The following is a 22,626-nucleotide window of genomic DNA, read 5'->3' on the forward strand; positions in this document are numbered from 1 at the left end:
CCCATGACGGACCTGCAGCGGTTGCTCGACTTCGCCGAGCGATCGGCGGTGCCCGGCGGGTTCGGCTTCCTGGGCGGGGACGGGCAGGTCATCGCCGACCGCCCGCTGATGACCTTCATCACCGCGCGCAAGACGCACGTCTTCGGGCTGGCCCAGCTGCTGGGCCGGCCCGGGGCGGGCGGACTGGTCGGTCACGGCGTCGAGGCGCTGACCGACGGCCCGCTGCGGGACGCCGCGCACGGGGGCTGGTACGCGACGGCGGACGACGACACGAAGTCGGCCTACGTGCACGCCTTCGTCGTCCTGGCCGGGGCGACGGCGTCCGTGGTCGGCGCGCCGGGCGGCCGGGAGCTGCTCGACGACGCGCTGGAGGTCTGGCAGACCCGCTTCTGGGACGACGACGCGGGCCTCGCGGTCGAGGAGTGGGACGCCGGCTGGACGACGCTGTCGGACTACCGCGGCGCCAACGCCAACATGCACGGCGTCGAGGCGTCGCTGGCGGCCGCCGACGCGCTGGGCGACGGGGACCCCCGCGCCGCACGACTGCGCGGCCGGGCGCTGCGCACCCTCGAGCGGGTCGTGCACGGCTGGGCCCGCGAGCGGGACTGGCGGCTGCCCGAGCACTTCACCGCAGGCTGGACGCCGCTGCCCGGGTACAACCGCGACGAGCCGGCCCACCCGTTCCGCCCGTACGGCGTGACGATCGGGCACCAGTTCGAGTGGGCCCGCCTGGCCCTGCACCTGCGTGCGGTCACCGCCGGTGCGCCGCCCTGGCTGCTCGACGACGCCGTCGCCCTGTTCGACGCGGCCGCCACCCGCGGCTGGGCCGCCGACGGGCACGACGGGTTCCCCTACACCCTGGACTGGGACGACCGGCCGGTCGTGGGTGCCCGCATGCACTGGGTCCTCTGCGAGGCGGTGGCCGCCGCGGCGGCGCTGGCCGAGGTCACCGGGGAGCCGGGCTACGGGGAGCTGGCGCGGCGGTGGCGGGCGCACGGGGAGGAGCGGTTCGCCGACCCGGTCACCGGCAGCTGGCACCACGAGCTGACGCCGACCGGGGAGGTGGCCTCGGGCACCTGGGACGGGCAGCCGGACGCCTACCACCTCGTCCAGATGCTGCTGCTGGCCGAGGGCCGGCCGGTGCGGGGCAGCGTGGCGGCCGCCCTGCGCTGACGTGTCGGTCCTGGTCGGGTGGGTAGGAGGGCCACGACCGAGTACCCGAGCAGAGGAGCAGACAGTGGCCAGCGTGCAGGAAGCCATCGACGTCGACGTGCCGATCCGGGTCGCCTACGACCAGTGGACGCAGTTCGAGAGTTTCCCGCAGTTCATGGGTGGGGTGGAGCGGATCACCCAGCTCGACGACAGGCACACCCACTGGGTCACCAACATCGACGGCGTCAAGCGCGAGTTCGACGCCGAGATCACCGAGCAGCACCCCGAGGAGCGGGTGGCCTGGACCAGCACCAGCGGCGACGCCAAGCACGCCGGGGTGGTCACCTTCCACCGGCTCGACGACAACAAGACCCGCGTGATGATCCAGATCGACTGGGAGCCCACCGGCATCGTGGAGAAGGCCGGCGCGGCGCTCGGCTTCGACGACCGGCAGGTCAAGGCGGACGCGAAGCGGTTCAAGGAGTTCATCGAGAGCCGCGGCACCGAGACCGGCGCCTGGCGCGGCGACGTCTCGCGCCCCGACCAGCCGTGACCTGACGCTCCGCACCACGAGACGGCGCCCGCCCCCTTCTGCAGGGAACGGGCGCCGTCGGCTGTGCGGCCGGGTTACTCGGCGTCGAGGTCCTGGGCCACCAGGCCGGCGATCTGCTCGAGGACGGCAGGGTCGTCCGTGGTGACGACGACCTCCGTGCCCTGCTTCGCGCCGAGCGTCATGATCATCAGCGGCGAGCCGGCGTCCACCGGGATGCCGCCCGCGGTCGCCAGGGTGACCGGGACCCCGGCCTTGCCGACGGCCTCGGCGATCAGGGCAGCCGGGCGGGCGTGCAGCCCGACGCGGGATCCGACGGTGACGGTCTGACTGGGCATGGGGTCTCCTCGCTGCGGGGACGGATCGGGGTCAAGCCTGCCCGGTCAGGCGCGGGCCGGCTGGGTGACGGGGGTGGCGGCGTGGGCGTGGGCCATGTCGACGGCGTCCTCGGGGACGTCCTCGGCCTTGGGCCGGCCGATGCTCTTCGCGATGGTCACCGCGACCGCGCCGACGACCGTGCCCGCCAGGATCCCGACCACGAACCACAGGAGCCCGGTGATGGCGAAGAAGACGAAGATGCCGCCGTGCGGGGCCCGCAGCTCCACCCCCGCAGCGGCCACGATCGCCCCCGTGGTGGCCCCGCCCAGCATCATCGACGGGATGACCCGGAGCGGGTCGGCCGCGGCGAACGGGATGGCGCCCTCGGAGATGAACGAGGCGCCCAGCAGCCAGGCCGCCTTGCCGTTGTCGCGCTCGGCGGGGGTGTAGAGCTTCGGGCGGATCGCCGTGCTCAGCGCCATCGCCAGCGGCGGGACCATGCCCGCGGCCATGACGGTGGCCATGATCACCAGGGGAGCGCCGGTGGCGGCGGCGGTCAGGCCGGTGGTGGCGAAGACGTAGGCCGCCTTGTTCACCGGGCCACCCAGGTCGAAGCACATCATCAGGCCGAGCAGGACCCCGAGCAGGGCCGCCGAGGTGCCGGTCAGGCCGGTGAGCCAGTTGCCCAGGCCGGTGAGGGCCGCGGCCAGCGGACGGCCGAGGACGACGGCCATCAGGCCGCTGGAGATCAGCGTGGCCAGCAGCGGGATGATCACGACCGGCTGGAGGCCGCGGACGCCGGTGGGGAGCTTCCAGCGGCTGATCCACAGCGCCGCGAACCCGGCGATGATGCCGCCGACCAGGCCGCCGATGAAGCCCGCGCCGACGGTGACGGAGACGGCACCCACGACGAAGCCGGGGACGATGCCGGGGCGGTCGGCGATCGCGTAGGCGATGTAGCCGGCCAGCGCCGGGACGAGGAAGCCGAACGCCGCCTGGCCCAGCACGGTGCAGACCGCGCCGAGGTAGCCCCAGAACCCGTCGTTGAGGCCCTCGGTGGGCGCCGCGGTCGGCAGGTCGAAGAAGGAGTTGTTGAGCACCCAGCTCAGCGCGTAGCTCTGGCCGTCGGCGTCCGGGTTGTCGTTGACGATCTGGTAGCCGCCGAACAGGAAGCCCAGGGCGATGAGCAGGCCGCCGGCCGCGACGAACGGGATCATGTAGCTGACGCCGGTGAGCAGCCAGCGCCGGATCTCGGTGCCCGTGCCCGGGCGGGGCCCGGCCGACGCGGCGGCGGAGGTGCCCGCGGCGTCGGCGGAGCCCGGCACCCGGCGGGCGGCGGGGTCGTCGGCGGCGGCCAGCGCCTCGCGGATCATGACGTCGGGCTCGTTGATGGCCCGCTTGGTGCCGGACTGGACGACCGGCTTGCCGGCGAACCGGTCGCGGTCCTTGACGCCGACGTCCACGGCGAAGATCACCGCGTCGGCGGCGCGGATGACGTCGGGGCGCAACGGCGTGGAACCCGACGAGCCCTGGGTCTCGACGTGGACGTCGACCCCGGCGGCCTCGGCGGCCGCGGTGAGCTTGTCGGCGGCCATGTAGGTGTGCGCGATGCCGGTCGGGCAGGCGCTGACCACGACGATGCTGCGCCGGGCGGCGGCGGCCTCGGGCTGGGGCTCGGGGGCCGGGGTGGGCGCCGGCGCACCGGCCGGGGACCCGACGGGGGCGGCGGCCGGCTCGGGGGCGACGACCTCCTGCACCAGCCGGACGACGTCGGCGTCGGTCTGCGCGGCCCGCAGCGAGGCGACGAACTCCGGCCGCACCAGCGCCCGGGCCAGGGCCGTGAGCAGCGTGAGGTGGTCGGCGTCCCCGTGGGCGGGCGCGGCGATGAGGAAGACCAGGTCGGCGGGGCCGTCGGGCGCGCCGAAGTCCACCTTCGGCGCGAGGCGGGCGAAGGCCAGCGAGGCCTCGGTGACCGACTCGGACCGGCAGTGCGGGATGGCGATGCCGCCGGGCAGGCCGGTCGCGGCCTGGGCCTCGCGGGCCAGGGCGTCGTCGGCGAGGCCGTCGGCGCCGGTGGCCCGGCCGGTGGCGGCGACCAGTGCGGCCAGTCGCCGGACGACCGTGTGCTTGTCAGCGCCCAGGTCGGCGTCGAGCGCCACCAGGTCGGGGGTGATCAGGTCGGGCATGGCGTGCCTCTCCGGGAGGGCGTCAGCGGACGTCGCGGCCGGCGGCCGGGACGGTGGTGCGGGACGTGCCGGGCGGTGCGGGGGGAGACAGCGGGCCGCGGATGGCGCTGACCGCCACGGCGGCGGCGTCGACCTGGGCCGGGGTGGGGACGGCGGAGCCGGGCAGGGAGGCGCTGGCGGCCCCGTAGGCGACGGCGGAGCGCAGCCGCTCGTCGGCCGGGGCGCCGGCGAGGTCGGCCAGCAGGTGGCCGGCGAGGCTGCAGTCGCCGGCGCCGACCGTGCTGCGGACGGCGATCGGCGGCGGGGTGGCCGACCAGACGCCCTCCGCGCCCGACAGCAGGGCGCCGTCGGCCCCGAGGGTCAGCAGCACCTCGCCGACGCCGCGCTCGTGCAGCGTGGCGACGGCGGCCAGCGCGGCGTCCCGGTCGGCGGTCACCTCCGCCTCGGTGACCCCGGCCAGCTGGGCGAGCTCCTCGGCGTTGGGCTTGAGCAGGTCCGGTGCGGCGTCGGGGCCCGCGGCCAGCAGCGCGAGCAGGGGCGCCTCGGAGGTGTCGACGGCGATGCGGGCGCCGGAGTCGCGCAGCGCGCGGACCAGCTCGGCGTACCAGTCGACCGGCGTGCCCGGCGGCAGTGAGCCGGAGAGCACCACCCAGCGGGCACTGGTGGCGTGCTCGTGCAGGACGGCGGCGAGCGCGGCACGGGTGTCGGCGTTCAGCGGGGCGCCGGGCTCGTTGAGCTTGGTCGTCGTCCCGTCCGGCTCGGCCAGCGTGTAGTTGGTGCGCACCGGGCTGGCGACCGGCACCGAGGCCAGCGGCAGGCCCAGCCGGTGCAGCGCGGCGACGATCGGGTCGTCGTCCCCCGCGGGGATGACGGTCAGGACGTCGCCCCCTGCGGCGGCGACCGCCCGCGCCACGTTGACACCCTTGCCGCCCGGCTCGGTGGAGCTGGGCGCCAGGCGGACGACACCGCCGCGCTCCAGGGGCCCGGGCAGCGCCAGTGTGCGGTCCAGGCTCGGGTTCGCGGTCAGGGTGACGATGCGGCCGGAGGCCGGGCCCCCGGTGGGCCTCGCGCGCTCGGCGCTCATGCGACCACGACCTCGACGCCGGCGGTCTCCAGGCGGGCGATCGTGGCGGGGTCGGCGTCGGCGTCGGTGACCAGGACGTCGACGTCGCCGGGGGCGGCGAAGCGGACCAGGTGCTCGCGGCCCAGCTTGCTGCTGTCGGCCAGGACGACGACCTTCTGCCCGGCCCGCGCCATGGCGCGCTTGACCGACGCCTCGGCCTCGTCCGGCGTGGAGAAGCCGTGCTCGGGGGAGATCCCGTTGGCGCCGAGGAAGGCGACGTCGACCCGCAGGTCGGCCAGGGCGTTGACGGCCTGCTCGCCGACCGCGCACTGGGTGATGCCGCGGACCCGTCCCCCGACGACGTACAGGGAGAGGCCGGGCATGGTGCCCAGGCGCGCGGCGATGGGCACCGAGTGCGTGGCGACGAACAGCCGCCGGTCACCCGGCAGCAGCTCGGCCAGCGCGGCGGTGGAGCTGCCGCCGTCGAGGAGCAGGCTGCCGTCGGTGCCCGGGAGCAGGTCGAGGGCCGCGGCGGCGATCTTCCGCTTCTGCTCGCTGCGGGTGCCGTGCCGCTCGCCGAGCGCCGTCTCCACGTAGGTGAGCGCCCCGGCCGGCACGGCGCCGCCGTGCACGCGGCGCAGCATGCCGGCGCGCTCGAGGACGGCGAGGTCGCGGCGCACCGTCTCGGTGGTGACCCCGAACTCCTCGGCGAGCGCGGTCACCGCGACGCGACCGCGATCGGCGACCAGCCCGGCGATGGCCTGCTGACGTTCCTCTGCGTACACGACCCGCCTCCTCTCCGTGCCCGGTTGTGTGGCTTTACGGTTGTGATGATGTTGTTCTACGTCCGATCCATTGACAAGTCAACACATTTCCGTGACCGTGGTCACCGGAGGACGACGGCGTCCGCCGTGCTCCTGTCCCCCTCGTCAGTCAAGGCAGGTACCCATGTCCACCACCGCTCCCGGCACCACCGCCCCCTCGTCCACCGCGGGCCCGACCGTGCTCCCGGGGACGCCCGTCGTCCCCGGCGTGGCCTACGGCCCGGTGGTGCGGCCCTCCGGCGCGGTGCGGCTCCCCGCCGACGACGGCGGGACCGTGCGCGAGGAGGAGCGCCCGGGGGAGAAGGAGCGCTTCACCGCCGCCGCCGGCGTGGTCGCCGACCGGCTGGCCGAGCGTGCGTCCGGGGCCACCGGGGTCAGCGCCGAGGTGCTCGCCGCGACCGCCGGTCTGGCGCGGGACCGGGGGCTGCTGTCGGCGGTGGAGCAGCGGATCGACGCGGGGGTCCCGGCCGCGCTGGCCACCGTGCAGGCGGCGCAGCAGTTCGTGGACCTGTTCACCGGTCTGGGCGGCCTCATGGCCGAGCGGGTCACCGACGTCCGCGACATCCGCGACCGGATCGTCGCCCAGCTCACCGGTCAGGGTGAGCCCGGCGTGCCCAGCCCTGCCGTGCCGTCGGTGCTCCTCGCCGACGACCTCGCGCCCGCCGACACCGCGGGCCTCGACCCGGCTCGCATCACCGGCCTGGCCACCCGCCTGGGCGGCACGACGAGCCACACCGCGATCATCGCCCGCCAGCTCGGCCTGCCCTGCGTGGTCGCGGTGGGCGGTCTCGACGACGTCCCCGCGGGTGCGACGGTGCTGCTCGACGGCGAGCGGGGGACGGTGACCGTGGACCCCGACCCGGAGGACGCGCGGGCCCGGGTGGAGGCCGCGCGGGCGGCGGCCGCGGCGCTGGCCGGCTACCGCGGCCCCGGGACGACCAGGGACGGCGTGGCGGTCAAGGTGCTCGCCAACGTCCAGGACGGCGCGGGGGCCCGCGCCGCCGCGGCCGCGCACGCGGAGGGGGTCGGCCTGCTGCGTACCGAGCTGGCCTTCCTCGGCCGCGCCGAGGAGCCCTCGGTGGAGGAGCAGGCCCGCGGCTACGCCGAGGTGTTCACCGCCTTCGAGGGCCGGCGGGTCGTCGTGCGCACCCTGGACGCGGGCTCCGACAAGCCGCTGGCCTTCGCCACGCCGCCCGACGAGGCCAACCCGGCGCTCGGGGTCCGTGGCCTGCGCGTCGCCCGCCGCGACCCCGGCCTGCTCGAGCGGCAGCTCGACGCGATCGCCGAGGCCGCCCGGCGGACCGGCGCGGAGCCGTGGGTGATGGCGCCCATGGTGGCGACGGTCCCGGAGGCCGCGGGCTTCGCCCGGCTTGTGCGGGAGCGGGGGCTCGTGCCCGGCGTGATGATCGAGGTCCCGTCGGCGGCGCTGCAGGCCGACCGGTTGCTGGAGCACGTCGACTTCCTGTCGATCGGCACCAACGACCTGTCGCAGTACACCCTGGCCGCCGACCGGCTCTCCGCCGACCTCGCCGACCTCACCGACCCGTGGCAGCCGGCGCTGCTGGCGCTGGTCCAGCTCACCGCGGCCGCCGGGGCGCGGTCCGGTCGCCCCGTCGGGGTCTGCGGCGAGGCGGCGGCCGACCCCCTGCTGGCGTGCGTCCTCGTCGGTCTCGGGGTGACCTCGCTGTCGTGTGCCGCGTCGTCGATCGCCGGCGTGGGGGCCCGCCTCGCCACGGTGGACCTCGACGCCTGCCGGCGGGCCGCCGAGGCAGCCCTCGCGACCGACGACCCGCACGCGGCCCGGGCGGCGGCGCGGGCGGTGCTGACCGGGGAGTGAGGGCAACATCACCCCGCGGGGTGAGGATCCGTCGCCGTGGTGGCTCATCTGCCTGCGATTCGTCGGAATACTCTTGGGCTCACCTGCTTTGATGAGGGTGAGACCCCCGAGACGGAAGAAGGCACCAGGCGATGAACACCGTGACGTCCAGCTGGCGGCAGCGTCGGCAGGCGGCGCGTACGCGCCGGGCGCTGGAGCGCGCCCTCGCGCGCACCAGCAGCCCGTCCATGCGCGACGAGCTCCTGACCATGGCGAACGGCGGCGGCCTCCACCGCTGACGGCAGGACCCCTGCCCGCCGCTCGCGGCGGGGCCGGCAGGGGCCGACACGCGCGACCCCGGCCTCCGTGTGGAGACCGGGGTCGTCTGCTGTCCGGGCGCGGTGGCGGGCTCAGTGCAGCCCGTGGACGACCGCGTGCCCCCTGCCTCGGGCGATCATCGCCCGGTTCACCGGCAGGGTGACCACGAACGCGACGGCCAGGGAGCCGGCCAGCGCCAGCCAGAACAGGGCGCTGGTGACGCCGGCGTCCATCGCCCCGGGGACCGAGAGCATGACGGCGTTGTCCACGAGCTCCATCACCGCGATGGAGACGGTGTCTGCGGCCAGCGCCACCCGCAGGGCGCGCCGGAACGGCAGGCCGGCGCGCAGCACCCCGCGCATCGTCAGGGCGTAGCCGAAGACGAAGGCCAGGCTCACCGCCAGGGCGACGGTGGCGCCGTCGTGCAGGCCCAGTGAGGTGCCGATGACCATGCCGAGCACCTCGCCGATCGCGCACCCGGTCAGGCAGTGCAGCGTCGCCGACGCGGCCGTCGCCCAGGAGGCGCCGGTGCCGCCGGAGTGGTCGTGCCCGTGCTGGTGGCCGGGTCCGTGCGTCCCGCTGCCGGCGGGGTGGTGCAGGTCGTGTGCGGCAGTGCCCATCGGGAGCCGCCTCCTCGTCCACGCTGTGGTCCCGGTTACCCCTGGGGGGTATCTCCCGTTGTACTCCCGCGCGCCCGGCGGGGCAAGGGGCCGCACCTCCCTCGTTCGGGGCGTCCTCCTCAACCGCCTCGCCGGGCGTGCCGATCCAGGTGCTGTGACCACATCGGACGGGGAGCAGGACCTCCTCGGAGGCCGGCGCCGACCGCGGGACGGTGTCCGGTGAGCGGAGCGCTGCCGCTGGAGCCCCGCGAGACCTCGGGAGCCACCACGGGGCTGGTCCTGAGCTACGTCCGTCAGCAGGGCGGCGACGAGGCGGTCGCCGAGGTGCTGCGCCGGGCGGAGGTCCCGTACAGCGCCGAGGAGCTCTCCCTCCCGTCGCGCTGGACCAGCTACGACACGCGGATCCGGCTGTTCAGCGCCGCGACCGAGGTCCTGGGCGACCCACTGACGATGTACCGCGTCGGCAGCGAGTCGCTGACCCACGGGATGAACCCCGCGCTCGTGCTGCTCATCCGGGCCATGGGCTCCCCGCGCCAGGTGTACCGGCAACTGCCGCGCGCCGTCGCCAAGTTCTCCACCACCTCGACGATGCGGGTCCTGGAGGCGGGCGCCGGCTCGGCGACCCTGAGCTTCACGCTGCACGAGGGCTACCGGCACTCGCGGCTGGACTGCCAGTACGCGCAGGGCCTGATCAGCATGGTGCCGGCCATCTTCGGCCTGCCCCCGGCCGAGCTGGTGCACACCGAGTGCGAGTCCGACGGGTACCCCGCGTGCCTCTACCACCTCACCTGGGACCGCCGGCTGCGGCTGGGCGGCGGCCGGCGCGGCAGGCGGGACTCCGGAGCCGAGCTCCTGGCGCTCCGGGACCAGCTGCGCAACCTGCAGTCGGCCACCAGCGACCTGGTGGCCAGCGACGACGTGAACACCGTGCTGCGCCGGATCGTCGAGCGGGCGGCTGATGCCGTGCTCGCCCCCGGCTACCTGCTGGCGGTCACCGACCCCGCCGGCGGCCCTCCGCTCGTGCACGGCGACGGACTCCCGGAGGACCGGGTCGGCGAGCTGGCGCGGGCGTTGCTGGCGGGTGAGGACCTCGGTGCGCACGTCATCGCCGTCGACGTGGTCTCCGCCCGGCGGCACCACGGCCGGCTGGCGACGGTCTACCGGCCCGGTGACGGCGCGCTCGGCCACGAGCGGCAGATGCTCGCCGCGTACGCGGGACACGCCGCCGCCGCCCTGGACCTGCTCATGGCCCTGGAGAGCGCGCGGCAGGAGGCCGACCGCGCCGGCTCCCTGCTGACCCTGGCGCACGAACTCGCGGGCGCCACCGACGCCGCCGCCGTCTGCGCGGTGGTCGCCGAGGCGCTGCCCCGCGTCGTGGGGTGCGACAGCGCGGCGATGATGCTCTGGGATCCCGCCAGCGGCTGCCTGCAGACCAACGCCACCGTGGGGAACACCCCGGAGGCCCGCGAGCTGCTCCTGTCGACCCCGCTGCGTGCCGAGGACGTCCCGGAACTCGTCGGGATGCTCACCGACAGGGAACCGCGGCTGCTGAGCACCACGACGAGCAGCCGGCCGCTGCAGGAGCTGTTCGACGCGCTCACCATCACCGACGTGGTGGCCGTGCCGGTCCTCGCCGGCAGGACGTTCCTCGGGGTGGCCACCGCCAGCTGGCCGGCCGGCCGGGCACCCGCGGCGCTGGCCGGCGACTCGCTCACCCGTCTCCGCGGCGTGGGCGACCAGGCCGCGACGGCCCTGCAGCGCGCCCGGCTGCTGGAGACCGTCCGCCACCAGGCCACCCACGACGCCCTGACCGGGCTGCCCAACCGCGTGCTGTTCATGGAGCGGCTGGAGGGCGCGCTGGCCGCCACCGGCCCCGACCAGCACGCGGCCGTGCTCTTCTGCGACCTCGACGGGTTCAAGGCGGTCAACGACTCCCTCGGCCACGCCGCCGGTGACGAGCTGCTCCGTCAGGTCGCGGCCCGCCTCCGGGCGGCGGTCCGCCCCGGCGACACCGTCGGCCGGCTCTCCGGCGACGAGTTCGCCGTCATCCTCCCCGGGCTCACCCACCCGGAGGACGCCGACCGTGTGGTGGCCCGCGTGCTCGGCTGCTTCGACGAGACCTTCCGCCTGGAGGGCCGGCAGGTCGTGGTCGGTACCAGCGTCGGGGTCGCCGTCCACAGCGGGGAGCGGGGGCGGCCCGACGCCCTGCTGCGCGCCGCCGACGCGGCGATGTACCAGGACAAGCACGCGGGTCGCGCCCGCGCGGAGGACGCCGGGACCTGAGGGCTCAGCCGCGCAGCCGCGCGCGCAGCGCCGCCTGCTCCTCCGGCCCGAAGCCGTGCTCGGTGAGCCAGCCCAGCGGACCGCCGTGCCGGTCGTCGAGCAGGGCGAGCAACCGGTCCATCGTCTCCGCCCGCGGCGTGTGGGTGGCGATGTCGCGGCTGGTCATGTCCTCCGCGTACGTGGGCGAGGCGGCGAGCTTGGCCACCAGCGCCTCGATGACCTCGGCGGTCAGCGCGTAGTCGGCGACGATCTCCTCGTGGGGGACACCGGCGGCGGCCAGGGTGAACATCGCCACGACGCCGGTGCGGTCCTTGCCCGCGGCGCAGTGCACCACCGCGGCACCGCCGGTGCCCGCGCCGAGCGCCCGCAGGGCGCCGAGCACGTTCTCCGGCCGGTGCTCCAGGTAACCCAGGTAGGAGCGCACGGCCGGCGGCTCCCCGGCGTCGTGCTCGGCCACCTGCCGGGGGAGCAACGACTCCGCCCAGTCCGCGGGCAACTCGGGCACGTCGGCGTCCTCCACGGCGAAGACGTCGGTGTGGTGGCCCCGCTCGGGCAGCAGCGTGAAGTGCCGGTGGGTCACCTCGGGCAGCGCGCGCAGCGGGCCGCGGCCCTCCAGCAGCACCTCCGCGGTCGTGCGGAGGTCGATCACCTCGCGCAGGCCCACCTCGCCGACCAGCCGGCGGACGTCGGCGTCGCTCAGCGTCTGCAGGTTGTCGCTGCGCAGCACCCGCCCGGGCAGCGTCGTCCCGCCGTCGTGTGTGGGCAGCCCGCCGAGGTCCCGGGTGTTGGTCGTCCCGTCGAGCCGCAGCCAGCGGTCGGTGCGCGTGGAGGTCACCTCCCGACGGTACGACCCACGGGCGACGTCGCGGCGCCACCGTCGGGGACGGCGGGCAACGCCCCGGTGACCGCCGTCAACCGCGTGCGCAGGACCGCGCCGCGCCGGGCGAACCCGCGCTGGGCGGCCGCGTACTCCGCGCGTCCCTCCGGCGTCTCGATGCGGACCGGCGCCCGCCCGTAGCCGCGCAGGTCGTACGGGGAGGCGCGCATGTCCAGCTCCCGGACGTCGCGGGCCAGCTCGAAGCAGTCCAGCAGCAGCTCGCCGGGGACGGCGGGGCCCAGCTTGGTCGCCCACTTGTAGAGGTCCATCGTCGCGTGCAGGCAGCCGGGTTGCTCCAGGTCCGGCTGGGTCGCCCGGGTGGGCGTGAGCTGGTTGAGGCCCACGGCGGCGGGGGTGAAGAAGCGGAAGGCGTCGAAGTGGGTGCACCGGACCGGGTGCGACTCGACGACCGCGTCGGTGCCGGCCTGGCCCAGCCGCAGCGGCAGCGGGTGCCGGTGCTCGTCCTGCCGGTAGACCATCGCCCACTCGTGCAGCCCGAAGCAGCCGGAGAAGGCCGGCCGCGAGGCGGTGGCCGTCAGCAGCCGGTGCACGAAGCCGGCGGTGTCCCCGCGGTCGGCCAGGAAGGCGGCCACGTCCAGGGCGACGGTCCCCTCGTCGTCCGTGCCGTACCAGCGCCAGGCCGCGTGCGGGGCCGGACCGTCCTCCGACGGCGCCAGCGCGGTGCCGGCCCCGGGGTGCCAACGCCGGAGCACCGACGGGCGGGTGCCGTAGTACTCGTAGAGGAAGTCCTCGACCGCGTGCCGCTGCCCGGTGGCCCTCCGGGCGCGGTGCCCGGCGGTCAGCGCGTCGGCCCGCTCCGCGTGCGCCGCCGACCGCGCCGCCCACACCCCGGCGGGCAGGTGGACGGGCTCGGGGGGCACCCGCCCAGGGTAGGAGGGGGTCGTCGGTCAGCCGACGGCCGCGCCGGTGAGCCGGTGCAGCCGCAGCGCGAGCTGGACCTCCAGCGCGCGGGCGGGTGACGACCACCCCGCGCCCAGCAGCCGGCCCACCCGGTCCAGCCGCTGGGTCACGGTGTTGACGTGCACCCCCAGCGCCTCGGCCGCGCGGGCGGGGGAGGTGCCGGTGTCGAACCAGGCCTGCAGCGTGGCGCCGAGCTCGGTCCCCCGGCGGGCGTCGTACTCCAGCACCGGGCCCAGGGTCGCCGTCACGAACCCGCGGACGTCGCGCCCCTCGCCGATGAGCAGGCCGACGAACCCCAGCTCCTCGGCGCCGGCCGCCTCCCCGCCACGGCCCAGTGCCTGCAGCGTCGACGCGCACCGCTGCGCCTCGGCGTGCGCGCCCGCGATCCCGGCCGCGCCCCGGGCCGGCCCGCCGCCTCCGGCGGTCACCGGGCGGGCCACCGCCGCGGACACCTCGCGGCGGGCGAGCGTGGCCGCGGCGCCGGGCGCCAGCTCCGGCAGGCAGAGCACCACCCGGCCGCCGTGCAGCCCGGCCAGCCCGCCGCGGGTGGCAGCCAGGTGGTCGGCAGCGGCACGCGCCCGGTCCCGCACGGCCTCCTCGACCTGCAGCACCACGACCGCGTGCGGCCGGTCCAGGTCCGCCCCGAGCCGGCGGCCGCGCTCGTGCAGGCCGTCGGGGTCGCGCAGCGGCGGGGTGAGCAGGGCCTCGAGCAGCTCGCCGCGGACGCGGCCCTCGGCCTCGGCGGCCGTGCGCCGGATGAGCAGGAGCAGGGCCGTCACCAGTGCGGCCCGTTCCAGGATGCGCTGGTCGGCATCGGAGAGCTCGTCGTCCCGGTGCAGGAGGAGGCCGCCGAGCAGCTCGCTGTCGGCGGTCACCGCGGCGACCCACCAGTCGCCCTCCCGCACCGTCCGCCCGGTGGACCGGGCGCGCGCGAGGACGCCGGCCGGCGGCAGGGCGAGGTCCCCGCCACGCTCCGACGGCGGGGCCACCCGGCCGTCGGCGTCGACGACGGTGACCGCGCCCCCGAGGGCGTCGGTGACGGCCGCGGCGACGTCCTCCACGCCGCCCCCGTGCAGGACGACGTCGACGAACCGGTCGTGGGCCGCGGCCGCCCGCTCGACCGACACGGCGTGGGCGCGCAGCTCCCGCGACGCCGTGGACAGCTCGTCCAGCGCCGTGCGGGTCTCCTCCAGCAGCCGGGTGTTGTCGAGGGCGATCGCCGCGTGCGCGGCCAGCGAGCCCAGCAGCGCCACCTCCGACCGGTCGAACAGCCGCGCGCTGCGGTCGGCGGCGAACAGGACCCCGACCACCTGTGACCCGCGGATCAGCGGGACGCCGAGGATCGCGACCAGGCCCTCCTCCCTGACCCCGCCGTTGATCTCGTCGGTGTGCGAGAACCGGGCGTCGGTGAAGTAGTTGCCGGTGGCGTAGGGCGCCGCCGTCTGGGCGACCAGGCCGCCGAGCCCGGCTCCCATCGGCAGCCGCAGTGCCTGGAACCGGGCCGACACGGAACCGTCCGTCACCCGCATGTACGTGTCGCCGCGGACGTCGTCGTTGAGGGTCAGGTAGGAGACGTCGGTGCCGAGCAGCTGCCGGGCGCGCCGCACGATCGCCGTGAGGACCGAGTCCACGCCGCGCAGCGCCGCGAGGTCGCTGGCCGTGTCGAACAGCGCGGAGAGCTCGGACTCCCGCCGGCGGCGGGCGGCGAACGCCTCGCGCACCTGCAGCGCCAGGAGCTTGACCCGCTCCAGCTCGGCGAGCTCCGCCGCGTCGGCGCCCGCGGCCCGGGCGCGAACCAGCGGGCCCTCGTACTCGATGGCGGCGGCGTCCTCGAGCACCAGCGTGAAGAACTCGGCGGCCCCGCCCGCCGCGGCCCCGGTCCGGGCCCCGCCCCGAGTGTGCGCCGGGGTGGGGAGGGGGCCCTCCCTCAGTGCGCGCTCCACCCGCCGTCCATGACCAGTGAGCTGCCGGTGATCGAGGCCGCCGCGGGGGAGCACAGGTAGGCCACCGCCTCGGCCACCTCGTCCGGCTCGATGAGCCGCTTGACCGCGGCCGGGGCCAGCATGACCTGCTCCACGACCTCGTCCTCGGACAGGCCGTGCGCCTTGGCCTGGTCGGCGATCTGCCCCTCCACCAGCGGCGTCCGGACGTAGGCGGGGTTCACGCAGTTGGAGGTGACCCCGTGCGGGGCGCCCTCCAGGGCGATGACCTTGGACAGCCCCTCGAGGCCGTGCTTGGCGGTGACGTAGGCGCTCTTGTACGCCGAGGCCCGCAGGCCGTGGATGGAGCTGACGTTGACGACCCGGCCCCAGCCGCGGCCGTACATGTACGGGAGCGCCCCGCGGACCAACCGGAACGGTGCCTCCAGCATCAGCCGGATGATCAGCGAGAACCGGTCGACGGGGAACTCGTGCAGTGGGGCGACGTGCTGCAGCCCGGCGTTGTTGACCAGGACGTCGACGTCGAGGTCGAGTCGGTCGATCGCGTCCAGGTCGGTCAGGTCCACGGCCGCGGCGGTGCCGCCGACCGACTCCGCGACCGCCCGGGCGGCCTCGGCGTCGCGGTCCACCACCGTGACGGCTGCGCCCTCCGCCGCCAGCCGTACCGCGCAGGCCCGGCCGATGCCCGAGGCCCCTCCGGTGACCAGTGCCCGTCGTCCCGCCAGTCCGCCCGCAGCGCTCATGGCCGACACCGTAGGGGCGTGCCACCGGGTCGCGCACGGCGGCGCCCCACACGGTCCGGCGGCCCGCGGTGGCGGTCGCCCACACGACCGCGGCCACCGACCCGTCGACGACGGCACCGACGGACCGGGGTCTGTGTGGTCACGCCACATGACGCGGTGGCGGGAACGGCCCGTTCCCCACATGGTGGTGCAGGCCACACGCCCCTAGCGTCGGTCCCGACAGGTAGCGCCGCCGCCCGGCGGACACCCGACGAGGAGAGCTCATGTCCGCACCCGCAAGCTCCGGCACGCGCTTCGGCCGCGTCGTCGGCGCGAGCATCATCGGTACCACGGTCGAGTGGTACGACTTCTTCCTCTACGGCTCGGCAGCCGCGCTCGTGTTCGGCCCGCTGTTCTTCCCGGAGCAGGACGAGTTCGTCGGGGTGCTGGCCGCCTTCGCCACCTACGCCGTCGGCTTCTTCGCCCGCCCCGTGGGCGCGCTGATCTTCGGCCACTTCGGGGACCGGCTCGGCCGCAAGAAGCTCCTGGTGATCTCGCTGATGATGATGGGCGGGGCCACCTTCTGCATCGGCCTGCTGCCCACCTACGACTCCGTCGGCGTACTCGCGCCGGTCCTGCTCATCCTGCTGCGGCTCGTCCAGGGCTTCGCGCTCGGCGGCGAGTGGGGCGGTGCGGTCCTCATCGTCTCGGAACACGGCAAGCCCGAGCACCGCGGCTTCTGGGCGTCCTGGCCGCAGGCCGGCGCGCCCGCGGGCAACCTGCTGGCCACCGGCGTCCTCGCCCTGCTGGCCACCTTCCAGTCCGACGAGGCCTTCGAGGCCTGGGGCTGGCGGATCCCGTTCCTGCTGTCGGCGGTGCTCATCCTGGTCGGCCTGTGGGTGCGGCTGACGGTGAGCGAGTCGCCGGTGTTCCTCGAGGCCCAGCGCGAGGCCGAGGCGAAGGCCGCGGCGAGCGGGGTGACCGAGAAGGCGCCGATCGTCACCGTCCTCACCCGGTACAAGCGCGAGGTGCTCACCGCCATGGGGGCCCGGATCGCCGAGAACGTCTCCTTCTACCTGCTGACCGCCTTCAGCCTCACCTACCTGACCAACGTGGTCGGGCTGGACTCCTCCTTCGCGCTCAACGCGGTGCTGATCGCCTCGGCGGTGCACCTGGTGACCATCCCGCTGTGGGGGGCGCTGTCGGACCGGGTCGGCCGCAAGCCGGTCTACCTCCTGGGCGCCCTGGGTGTCGGCGTGTGGGCCTTCGCCTTCTTCGGCCTGCTCGACACCGGCAACTTCCTGCTCGCCGTGGTCGCGATCACCGTCGGACTGCTGTTCCACGGCGCCATGTACGGCCCGCAGGCGGCGTTCTTCTCCGAGTTGTTCGGCACCAAGGCGCGCTACACGGGCGTCTCGGTCGGCGCGCAGCTGGCCTCCCTGGTGGCCGGCGCACCGGCGCCGCTGATCGCCCTGGCCCTGCTGGGCAGCTTCGACGACCCCAACGTCTTCGCCGTCGGCCTCTACATCGTGGCCTGCGCCGTGGTCACGCTGGTCGCCGTCGCCACCTACGGGGAGACGGGCAAGCGCGACCTCGCCGAGGACAAGGCCGTCGTCGTGAAGAGCCGCCGCCCCACCGCGTCGGTCTGACCCCACCGCCACGGGCGGCCCATGACACGTGTCATGGGCCGCCCGTGGCGTTTGTCGCCGGAAGTCGTGAGAACCGCGCACCCGTGCCGGGGGGCTTCCTGCCCGCGAAGCTCGTCGCGCCCAACCGGCACGCGGCCGTGGGGGCCGCGTGCCGGCACGGCCGGCTCTGAGGCCCGCCCGTCCTCAGTCCGGGGCGTTGCCCGGGCGGACCACCCCGTCGTCGTGCTGGGCGTCGTCGTCGGTGGTGAGGGTGACGTCCCGCTCGCTGCCGTCCGAGCGGTCCTCGCCCGGGACGCCGTCGACCATGTTGGTGTTGGTCGGCCCGTCCGTGGTGTCGGGTGACTCGCGGTAGCCGGTGGGGTCGGACTCGCTCATGTGTGCTCCTCGGTCTGGTCGGGGTCAGGCGCCGCCGCCCGCGCCGCCGCGCTCGGCACGCGCCGGTGCGGTCTCGGCCTTGGCCGGCAGGTCGTCGGGCTGGGCGGCGTCCCGCTCCACGGCCTCCTCGCGGGTCAGCGGGACGTCGTCGAAGCTGGAACCGGACCCGGTGCTGCTGTTGTCGCCGGTGCCCGACGCGGTGGGGATGTCCTGCTGGATCCGGTCGCTGCCCTGCGGATCGGTCACGGGAGCCTCCTGGGGACCTCGTCGTCCCCGGGCCCATGCCCGCTGGCCCGACCCTGAAACGGCCGGTGGCCGCCTCCCGGGGGAGACGGCCACCGGCCGCGGCGGCGGTGCGGGCACGTCCGCGGACGTGCACGGTGCAGAACCGCGGGTCCGCACCGTTCAGAAGGCGGACTCGTCGATCTCCATCAGGGCGTTGTCGGTCTGCTCGACGATGACCCGCTCCGAGGCCAGCCGCGGCAGCACCTGGGTGCAGAAGAAGCGGGCGGCGGCGAGCTTGCCCTCGTAGAAGTGCCGGTCCTTGTCACTGACCTCGCCGGCGAGGGCGGCCAGGGCCACCTCGGCCTGGCGGACCAGCAGCCACGCGGTGACCAGGTCACCGGTGGCCAGCAGCAGCCGGGAGGTGTTCTGGCCGACCTTGTACAGCTCGGTCACGTCCTGCTGGGCGGCGGTGAGGTGGCCGAACATGGCCGTGAGCATCGCCTGCACGTCGCCCAGGCCGGTCGCCAGCAGCGCACGCTCCTGCTTGAGCCGGCCGTTGCCCGTCTCCGCCTCGATGGTGGCCCGGACCTGGCCGGCCAGCCAGGTCAGCGCGACACCGCCGTCCTTGACGATCTTGCGGAAGAAGAAGTCCTGCCCCTGGATCGCCGTCGTGCCCTCGTAGAGGGTGTCGATCTTGGAGTCGCGGATGTACTGCTCGACCGGGTAGTCCTGCAGGAAGCCCGAGCCGCCGAGGGTCTGCAGCGACTCCTGCGTGAGCAGCTGGGTGGCCCGCTCCGAGCCGAAGCCCTTGACCACCGGGAGCAGCAGGTCGTTGACGCGGGCGGCCAGGGTCGCGGCCTCGCTGTCGGCGGTGCCCGCCGCCTGGGCCTCGGTCACCCGGTCGCGGAGGCTGGCGGCGTACAGGTAGAGCGCGCGCATGCCCTCGGCGTAGGACTTCTGCAGCATCAACGAACGGCGGACGTCGGGGTGTCGCGTGATGGGGACCCGCGGAGCGTCCTTGCCGGAGGCGGTCAGGTCCGCGCCCTGGACGCGGTTCTTCGCGTAGTCCAGCGCCACCTGGTAGCCGGCCGACAGCGTGGCGATCGCCTTGGTGCCGACGAACATCCGTGCGTACTCGATGATCCGGAACATCTGGGCGATGCCGTCGTGCACCTCGCCGACCAGCCAGCCCCGGGCCGGGACCGGGCCGTCGCCGAAGGTGACCTCACAGGTCGTGGAGACCTTGAGGCCCATCTTCTGCTCGACGTTGGTCACGTAGGCGCCGTTGCGCTCGCCCAGCTCGCCGGTCTCCAGGTCCACGTGGAACTTGGGGACGACGAACAGCGACAGCCCCTTGGTGCCCGGCCCCGCGCCCTCGGGGCGGGCCAGCACCAGGTGGACGATGTTGTCGGAGAGGTCGTGCTCGGCGGAGGTGATGAACCGCTTCACCCCGGTGATGTGCCACGAGCCGTCGGGCTGCCGCACCGCCCGGGTGCGGCCGGCGCCGACGTCGGAGCCGGCGTCGGGCTCGGTGAGCACCATCGTGGCGCCCCAGCCGCGGTCGATCATCAGGCGGGCGAGCTCCTTCTGGTCCTCGGTGCCCAGGTCGAACAGCGTCTGGGCGAACGCGGGGCCGGAGCCGTACATGAACACGGCCGGGTTGGCACCGAGCACCATCTCGAACGCGCCCCAGGTCAGGGCCGCGGGGGCGCCGAAGCCGCCCAGCTCCTCGGAGAGGTCCAGGCGGTACCACTCGCCGGAGTGCAGCGCCTCGACCGACTTCTTGAAGGACCCGGGGAGCGTCACCGAGGACGTGGCCGGGTCGAAGACGGGCGGGTTGCGGTCGGCGTCGGTGAAGGAGGCCGCGATGGGGCCCTCGGCCAGCCGGCGGATCTCGGTGAGCACACCGCGCGCGGTCTCGGCGTCCATCTGCTCGAACGGGCCGGTGCCGAACCGGTCCTTGGTGTCGAGGAACTCGAAGAGGTTGAACTCGAGGTCCCGCAGGTTCGCGGTGTAGTGGCCCATGCGTCGTGCTCCCGTGTCCCGTGCCGGCGTCCGGCGAGTTCGTACCCGCGGGTAACAAACGGTATTACCGGCGGGTAACCGGGGCAAGGAACTCCTCCGGGAGGGGTGCACCGGGAGCCTGCTCCGGAGGTGGTTGACCCCTCTCCCCAGACGGCAGGACACTGGCCTCCTCGTGGAGGGGGACCTGCCATGGCCTGGCACCTCGAGGGCAGCTACGCCGAGACCTGCTCCTGCGAGCTGATGTGCCCCTGCAACCTCTCGTTCGACCACGGGGCCACGTACGACTTCTGCCGGGCGACCCTGGCCTTCGACATCCGCGAGGGCGAGGTCGACGGCACCGACGTCCGAGGCCGCCGGGTCGTGACGATCATCGACACGCCCAAGGTCATGACCGAGGGCAACTGGCGGCTCGGGATGTACGTCGACGACCAGGCCGACGACGAGCAGTTCGACAAGCTGGTCAAGGTCTTCGGCGGCCAGCTCGGCGGTCCGATGGCCGCTCTGGCCCCGCTCGTGGGTGAGGTGGTCGGCGTCGAGCGGGCGGCGATCGAGATGCGCGACGACGGCTTGCTGCACAGCGTGCGGGTCGGGGACGCGATCGACTTCGAGATCGAGGACATCGTCCCGTTCGGCGTCGAGAACGGTCAGCCGGTGCGCTTCAACGGCGCGTTCCACCCGGTCGCCCCGGACCTGACGATGGCGGAGGCACGGCGCTCGCGCATCAACGCCTTCGGCATCTCGTACGAGGGGAAGACCGGCGTGTCCCACGCCGGGTTCGCCTGGTCCGCCTGACGCGATGAGCGTCGGCGCCCGGGACCGCGCTGCCCGAGGCGGCCTCGCACCCGCCTTCGCCGCCGTCCGGGTCCGGCTCGGGCTGGTCGCCGTGCTGTTCACCCTCGCCGGCGCCGGCTGGTGGTGGACGGCCCGGCAGATGCGCGGCATGGACGGGGGGCCCTGGACCGGACTGGGAACGCTGGGGTGGTTCCTCGGGGTCTGGATCGTGATGATGGCCGCGATGATGTTCCCGTCGGTCGCACCGACGGTCGCGCTGTACGCCCGCATGACCCGGCAGCGGTCGCCGCTCTCGCCCCTGCTGTTCGTGGCGGGCTACCTGGTCACCTGGGCCCTCGCCGGCCTGGTGGCCTTCGGGCTCCTGACCGCCCTGGACCGCCTCGCGGGCGACGTGCTCGCCTGGGACCGCGCCGGCCGCTGGGTCGCGGGCGCCACGCTGGTCGTCGCGGCGGTGTACGAGCTGACCCCGCTCAAGGACGTCTGCCTGGGCAGGTGTCGGAGCCCGCTCGGCTTCCTGCTGGGTTCGTGGCGGGAGGGCCGGTGGGGTGTGCTCCGCATGGGCGCGCACAACGGCGCCTGGTGCGTGGGCTGTTGCTGGGCGCTGATGGCGTCGTTGTTCGCCCTGGGGGTCATGAGCATCGTGTGGATGGCTCTGGTCGCCGGCCTCATCGCGGTCGAGAAGACCCTGCCCTGGCGCAGGGTGGCGACCTACGGGACGGCGGCCCTGCTGTTCGGCCTCGGCGTGCTGGTGCTGGCCGCCCCGGACGTCGTCCCGGCCCTCACCGTGCCCGGCGGCTACATGGCCGAGGAGATGCCGGAGATGGGCTCCTGACGCCCGTCGTCAGCGGTTGCGGCGGCGGGCGCGCAGCACGAGGCTGCTCAGCCACCCCACCAGCGCGCCCAGGACGGCGGCGATCAGCAGCGCCACCACCAGCGGGGCGTCGACGTTGCCGAACACCAGGCTGATGTCGACGGTCTGGGTGTTGAAGACGACGAACAGCACCAGGATGACCGTGACGGTCAGGAGCAGGGCCAGCGCCAGGGTGCGGCCGATGGTGCGGCCGGCGTGCCGCTCGGTCGACGTCCGGGCCGTCGTCGGCGCGGGAGTGCCACCGGTGGGGCCGGTCGTGCCGTAGCCGGTGCCGGGTGCTCCGGAGGTGCCGGGTGTGCCCGCGGTCGTGCCCAGGGGGTCGACGGGCGAGCCGGGAGACGTCACAGGACGAGTCTCCTGCTCCCGGCCGGATGTCGCACGGTCACCGGTCCGCGTCGGGCTCGCTCCCCGCCGGCGGGTAGCTGGGCCCGGCGACGCCGGAGGCGGGGCCCTCGGTGCCGCCCTGCGACTCCGGGTCGGCCGGAGGGGCCACCTCCCCGCCGAGGGGCTGGACGTCGCGGTCGTCGGAGGGCTCGGGCATCGTCACGACGACATCGTCGCCCCCCGGGCGACACCGCGCCCGGCGGCCGTCCCCGACCGCCGCCGAGCCGCTGCCCGTGTCCTGGGGGCCGGGCCCGGCTACTCGTCGAGAACGGGACCGGCCTCGTGGTGCGGGTGGCCGTGAGTGCGCTCGCGCTGCTTCATCCGCGCCTCGTAGACGTGCCGGTCGCCGTCGGCCAGCTCGGTGCGGGCCCGCTCGTCGAAGTCGCGGAAGACCGACCAGTAGTTCGCGTCGTAGTCCTCGACGATCTGGAAGGTCCACCGGTCGGCGATGACGTTGCGGCCCACCAGGTCACGGTCGAGGTCGTCGGCCAGCTGCGTGTGGCCGGCCTCGCGGAACAGCTCGACGGCGTCCTGCAGGAGCAGGTCGGCCTTCCCCGAGTGCTGGTGGAAGCCGTAGAGCTGGCCGCGGGCCTGCTCGATCGTCTCCAGGGCCTCGGAGAGCTTGCCGAGGCCCTCCACGGTCGTGTCGTCGAGGTCGGGGCGGCTGCGGTCGGTGCTCACCGCCCCATCGTGCGGGGCACCGCGCCGGTCCGCC

General features: G+C 75.0%; 23 protein-coding genes. 8 read left to right on the plus strand and 15 right to left on the minus strand.

What is annotated here, in order from left to right; genetic code table 11:
• Positions 1–3 precede the first annotated feature (3 nt).
• Both ACI78V_RS04355 and ACI78V_RS04360 read left to right on the plus strand, forming a co-directional pair.
• Positions 4–1,173, plus strand: a complete 1,170-nt coding sequence (locus ACI78V_RS04355; protein WP_456849275.1) for an AGE family epimerase/isomerase — start codon at positions 4–6, stop codon at positions 1,171–1,173.
• 64 nt (positions 1,174–1,237) lie between these two features.
• The gene (locus ACI78V_RS04360; protein WP_456849277.1) at positions 1,238–1,705 is read left to right on the plus strand and encodes an SRPBCC family protein; all 468 of its coding nucleotides are present in this window, start codon (positions 1,238–1,240) and stop codon (positions 1,703–1,705) included.
• Positions 1,706–1,779: 74 nt separating this feature from the next.
• Here ACI78V_RS04360 and ACI78V_RS04365 read toward each other — a convergent pair whose 3' ends face one another.
• The 4 genes from ACI78V_RS04365 to ACI78V_RS04380 are packed head-to-tail and all read right to left on the minus strand — an operon-like array spanning position 1,780 to position 6,054.
• A complete protein-coding gene (locus ACI78V_RS04365; protein WP_456849278.1) occupies positions 1,780–2,040 on the minus strand; it encodes an HPr family phosphocarrier protein in 261 nt (86 codons plus the stop codon).
• 45 nt (positions 2,041–2,085) lie between these two features.
• Complete coding sequence (locus ACI78V_RS04370; RefSeq protein ID WP_456849280.1) at positions 2,086–4,206, minus strand: PTS fructose transporter subunit IIABC; 2,121 nt, start codon at positions 4,204–4,206, stop codon at positions 2,086–2,088.
• A gap of 22 nt (positions 4,207–4,228) precedes the next feature.
• Complete coding sequence (locus tag ACI78V_RS04375) at positions 4,229–5,290, minus strand: 1-phosphofructokinase family hexose kinase (protein ID WP_456849282.1); 1,062 nt, start codon at positions 5,288–5,290, stop codon at positions 4,229–4,231.
• Entirely contained in the window at positions 5,287–6,054 is a 768-nt protein-coding gene (locus tag ACI78V_RS04380) for a DeoR/GlpR family DNA-binding transcription regulator (RefSeq protein ID WP_456849284.1), read from the minus strand. The genes ACI78V_RS04375 and ACI78V_RS04380 overlap by 4 nt, the downstream gene beginning before the upstream one ends.
• A gap of 163 nt (positions 6,055–6,217) precedes the next feature.
• On the opposite strand from ACI78V_RS04380, the gene ACI78V_RS04385 reads away from it, so the two are divergent.
• Together ACI78V_RS04385 and ACI78V_RS04390 are read left to right on the plus strand one after the other, a co-directional pair.
• Positions 6,218–7,930, plus strand: coding sequence for a phosphoenolpyruvate--protein phosphotransferase (locus ACI78V_RS04385; RefSeq protein WP_456849286.1), 1,713 nt, complete (start codon positions 6,218–6,220; stop codon positions 7,928–7,930).
• Between the two features lie 131 nt (positions 7,931–8,061).
• Positions 8,062–8,208 (plus strand): hypothetical protein, encoded by a 147-nt coding sequence (locus ACI78V_RS04390; protein WP_456849288.1) that lies wholly within the window; start codon positions 8,062–8,064, stop codon positions 8,206–8,208.
• 111 nt (positions 8,209–8,319) lie between these two features.
• Here ACI78V_RS04390 and ACI78V_RS04395 read toward each other — a convergent pair whose 3' ends face one another.
• The gene (locus tag ACI78V_RS04395) at positions 8,320–8,847 is read right to left on the minus strand and encodes a DUF4396 domain-containing protein (RefSeq protein ID WP_456849290.1); all 528 of its coding nucleotides are present in this window, start codon (positions 8,845–8,847) and stop codon (positions 8,320–8,322) included.
• Between the two features lie 219 nt (positions 8,848–9,066).
• Between ACI78V_RS04395 and ACI78V_RS04400 the strand changes: the two genes are divergently transcribed.
• Positions 9,067–11,130, plus strand: coding sequence for a diguanylate cyclase domain-containing protein (locus ACI78V_RS04400; RefSeq protein WP_456849292.1), 2,064 nt, complete (start codon positions 9,067–9,069; stop codon positions 11,128–11,130).
• Positions 11,131–11,134: 4 nt separating this feature from the next.
• Here ACI78V_RS04400 and ACI78V_RS04405 read toward each other — a convergent pair whose 3' ends face one another.
• The 4 genes from ACI78V_RS04405 to ACI78V_RS04420 are packed head-to-tail and all read right to left on the minus strand — an operon-like array spanning position 11,135 to position 15,611.
• The gene (locus tag ACI78V_RS04405) at positions 11,135–11,965 is read right to left on the minus strand and encodes a tyrosine-protein phosphatase (protein ID WP_456849294.1); all 831 of its coding nucleotides are present in this window, start codon (positions 11,963–11,965) and stop codon (positions 11,135–11,137) included.
• Positions 11,962–12,888 carry a 3-methyladenine DNA glycosylase gene (locus tag ACI78V_RS04410; protein WP_456849296.1) on the minus strand — a complete coding sequence of 309 codons (927 nt, stop codon included), beginning with the start codon at positions 12,886–12,888 and terminating at the stop codon, positions 11,962–11,964. The genes ACI78V_RS04405 and ACI78V_RS04410 overlap by 4 nt, the downstream gene beginning before the upstream one ends.
• 27 nt (positions 12,889–12,915) lie before the next feature.
• Positions 12,916–14,871, minus strand: coding sequence for a helix-turn-helix domain-containing protein (locus ACI78V_RS04415; protein ID WP_456849298.1), 1,956 nt, complete (start codon positions 14,869–14,871; stop codon positions 12,916–12,918).
• Positions 14,856–15,611, minus strand: coding sequence for a 3-hydroxybutyrate dehydrogenase (locus tag ACI78V_RS04420; protein WP_456849300.1), 756 nt, complete (start codon positions 15,609–15,611; stop codon positions 14,856–14,858). Before ACI78V_RS04420 ends, ACI78V_RS04415 begins: the two co-directional genes overlap by 16 nt.
• Before the next feature lie 263 nt (positions 15,612–15,874).
• Between ACI78V_RS04420 and ACI78V_RS04425 the strand changes: the two genes are divergently transcribed.
• A complete protein-coding gene (locus tag ACI78V_RS04425) occupies positions 15,875–17,239 on the plus strand; it encodes an MFS transporter (RefSeq protein ID WP_456849302.1) in 1,365 nt (454 codons plus the stop codon).
• Positions 17,240–17,422: 183 nt separating this feature from the next.
• Here the strand turns inward: ACI78V_RS04425 and ACI78V_RS04430 are convergent, their stop codons facing one another.
• The 3 genes from ACI78V_RS04430 to ACI78V_RS04440 all read right to left on the minus strand — a co-directional run bounded on the left by ACI78V_RS04430 (position 17,423) and on the right by ACI78V_RS04440 (position 19,864).
• A complete protein-coding gene (locus ACI78V_RS04430) occupies positions 17,423–17,614 on the minus strand; it encodes a hypothetical protein (RefSeq protein ID WP_456849304.1) in 192 nt (63 codons plus the stop codon).
• Positions 17,615–17,638: 24 nt separating this feature from the next.
• Positions 17,639–17,860: a hypothetical protein gene (locus tag ACI78V_RS04435; RefSeq protein ID WP_456849306.1), complete on the minus strand. Its 222-nt coding sequence runs from the start codon at positions 17,858–17,860 to the stop codon at positions 17,639–17,641.
• A gap of 159 nt (positions 17,861–18,019) precedes the next feature.
• The gene (locus ACI78V_RS04440; protein WP_456849308.1) at positions 18,020–19,864 is read right to left on the minus strand and encodes an acyl-CoA dehydrogenase; all 1,845 of its coding nucleotides are present in this window, start codon (positions 19,862–19,864) and stop codon (positions 18,020–18,022) included.
• A 189-nt stretch (positions 19,865–20,053) separates the two neighbouring features.
• Between ACI78V_RS04440 and ACI78V_RS04445 the strand changes: the two genes are divergently transcribed.
• Positions 20,054–20,656, plus strand: a complete 603-nt coding sequence (locus tag ACI78V_RS04445; RefSeq protein ID WP_456849310.1) for a DUF1326 domain-containing protein — start codon at positions 20,054–20,056, stop codon at positions 20,654–20,656.
• Positions 20,657–20,660: 4 nt separating this feature from the next.
• The gene (locus tag ACI78V_RS04450; protein ID WP_456849311.1) at positions 20,661–21,488 is read left to right on the plus strand and encodes a DUF2182 domain-containing protein; all 828 of its coding nucleotides are present in this window, start codon (positions 20,661–20,663) and stop codon (positions 21,486–21,488) included.
• Positions 21,489–21,497: 9 nt separating this feature from the next.
• Here the strand turns inward: ACI78V_RS04450 and ACI78V_RS04455 are convergent, their stop codons facing one another.
• From ACI78V_RS04455 to ACI78V_RS04465, 3 genes are all read right to left on the minus strand, one after another.
• Entirely contained in the window at positions 21,498–21,872 is a 375-nt protein-coding gene (locus ACI78V_RS04455; protein ID WP_456849313.1) for a LapA family protein, read from the minus strand.
• A 37-nt stretch (positions 21,873–21,909) separates the two neighbouring features.
• Complete coding sequence (locus tag ACI78V_RS04460) at positions 21,910–22,074, minus strand: hypothetical protein (RefSeq protein WP_456849436.1); 165 nt, start codon at positions 22,072–22,074, stop codon at positions 21,910–21,912.
• Between the two features lie 92 nt (positions 22,075–22,166).
• Positions 22,167–22,592 (minus strand): hypothetical protein, encoded by a 426-nt coding sequence (locus ACI78V_RS04465; RefSeq protein ID WP_456849315.1) that lies wholly within the window; start codon positions 22,590–22,592, stop codon positions 22,167–22,169.
• Positions 22,593–22,626 lie beyond the last annotated feature (34 nt).

This window comes from Geodermatophilus sp. SYSU D00742 (assembly GCF_054049935.1).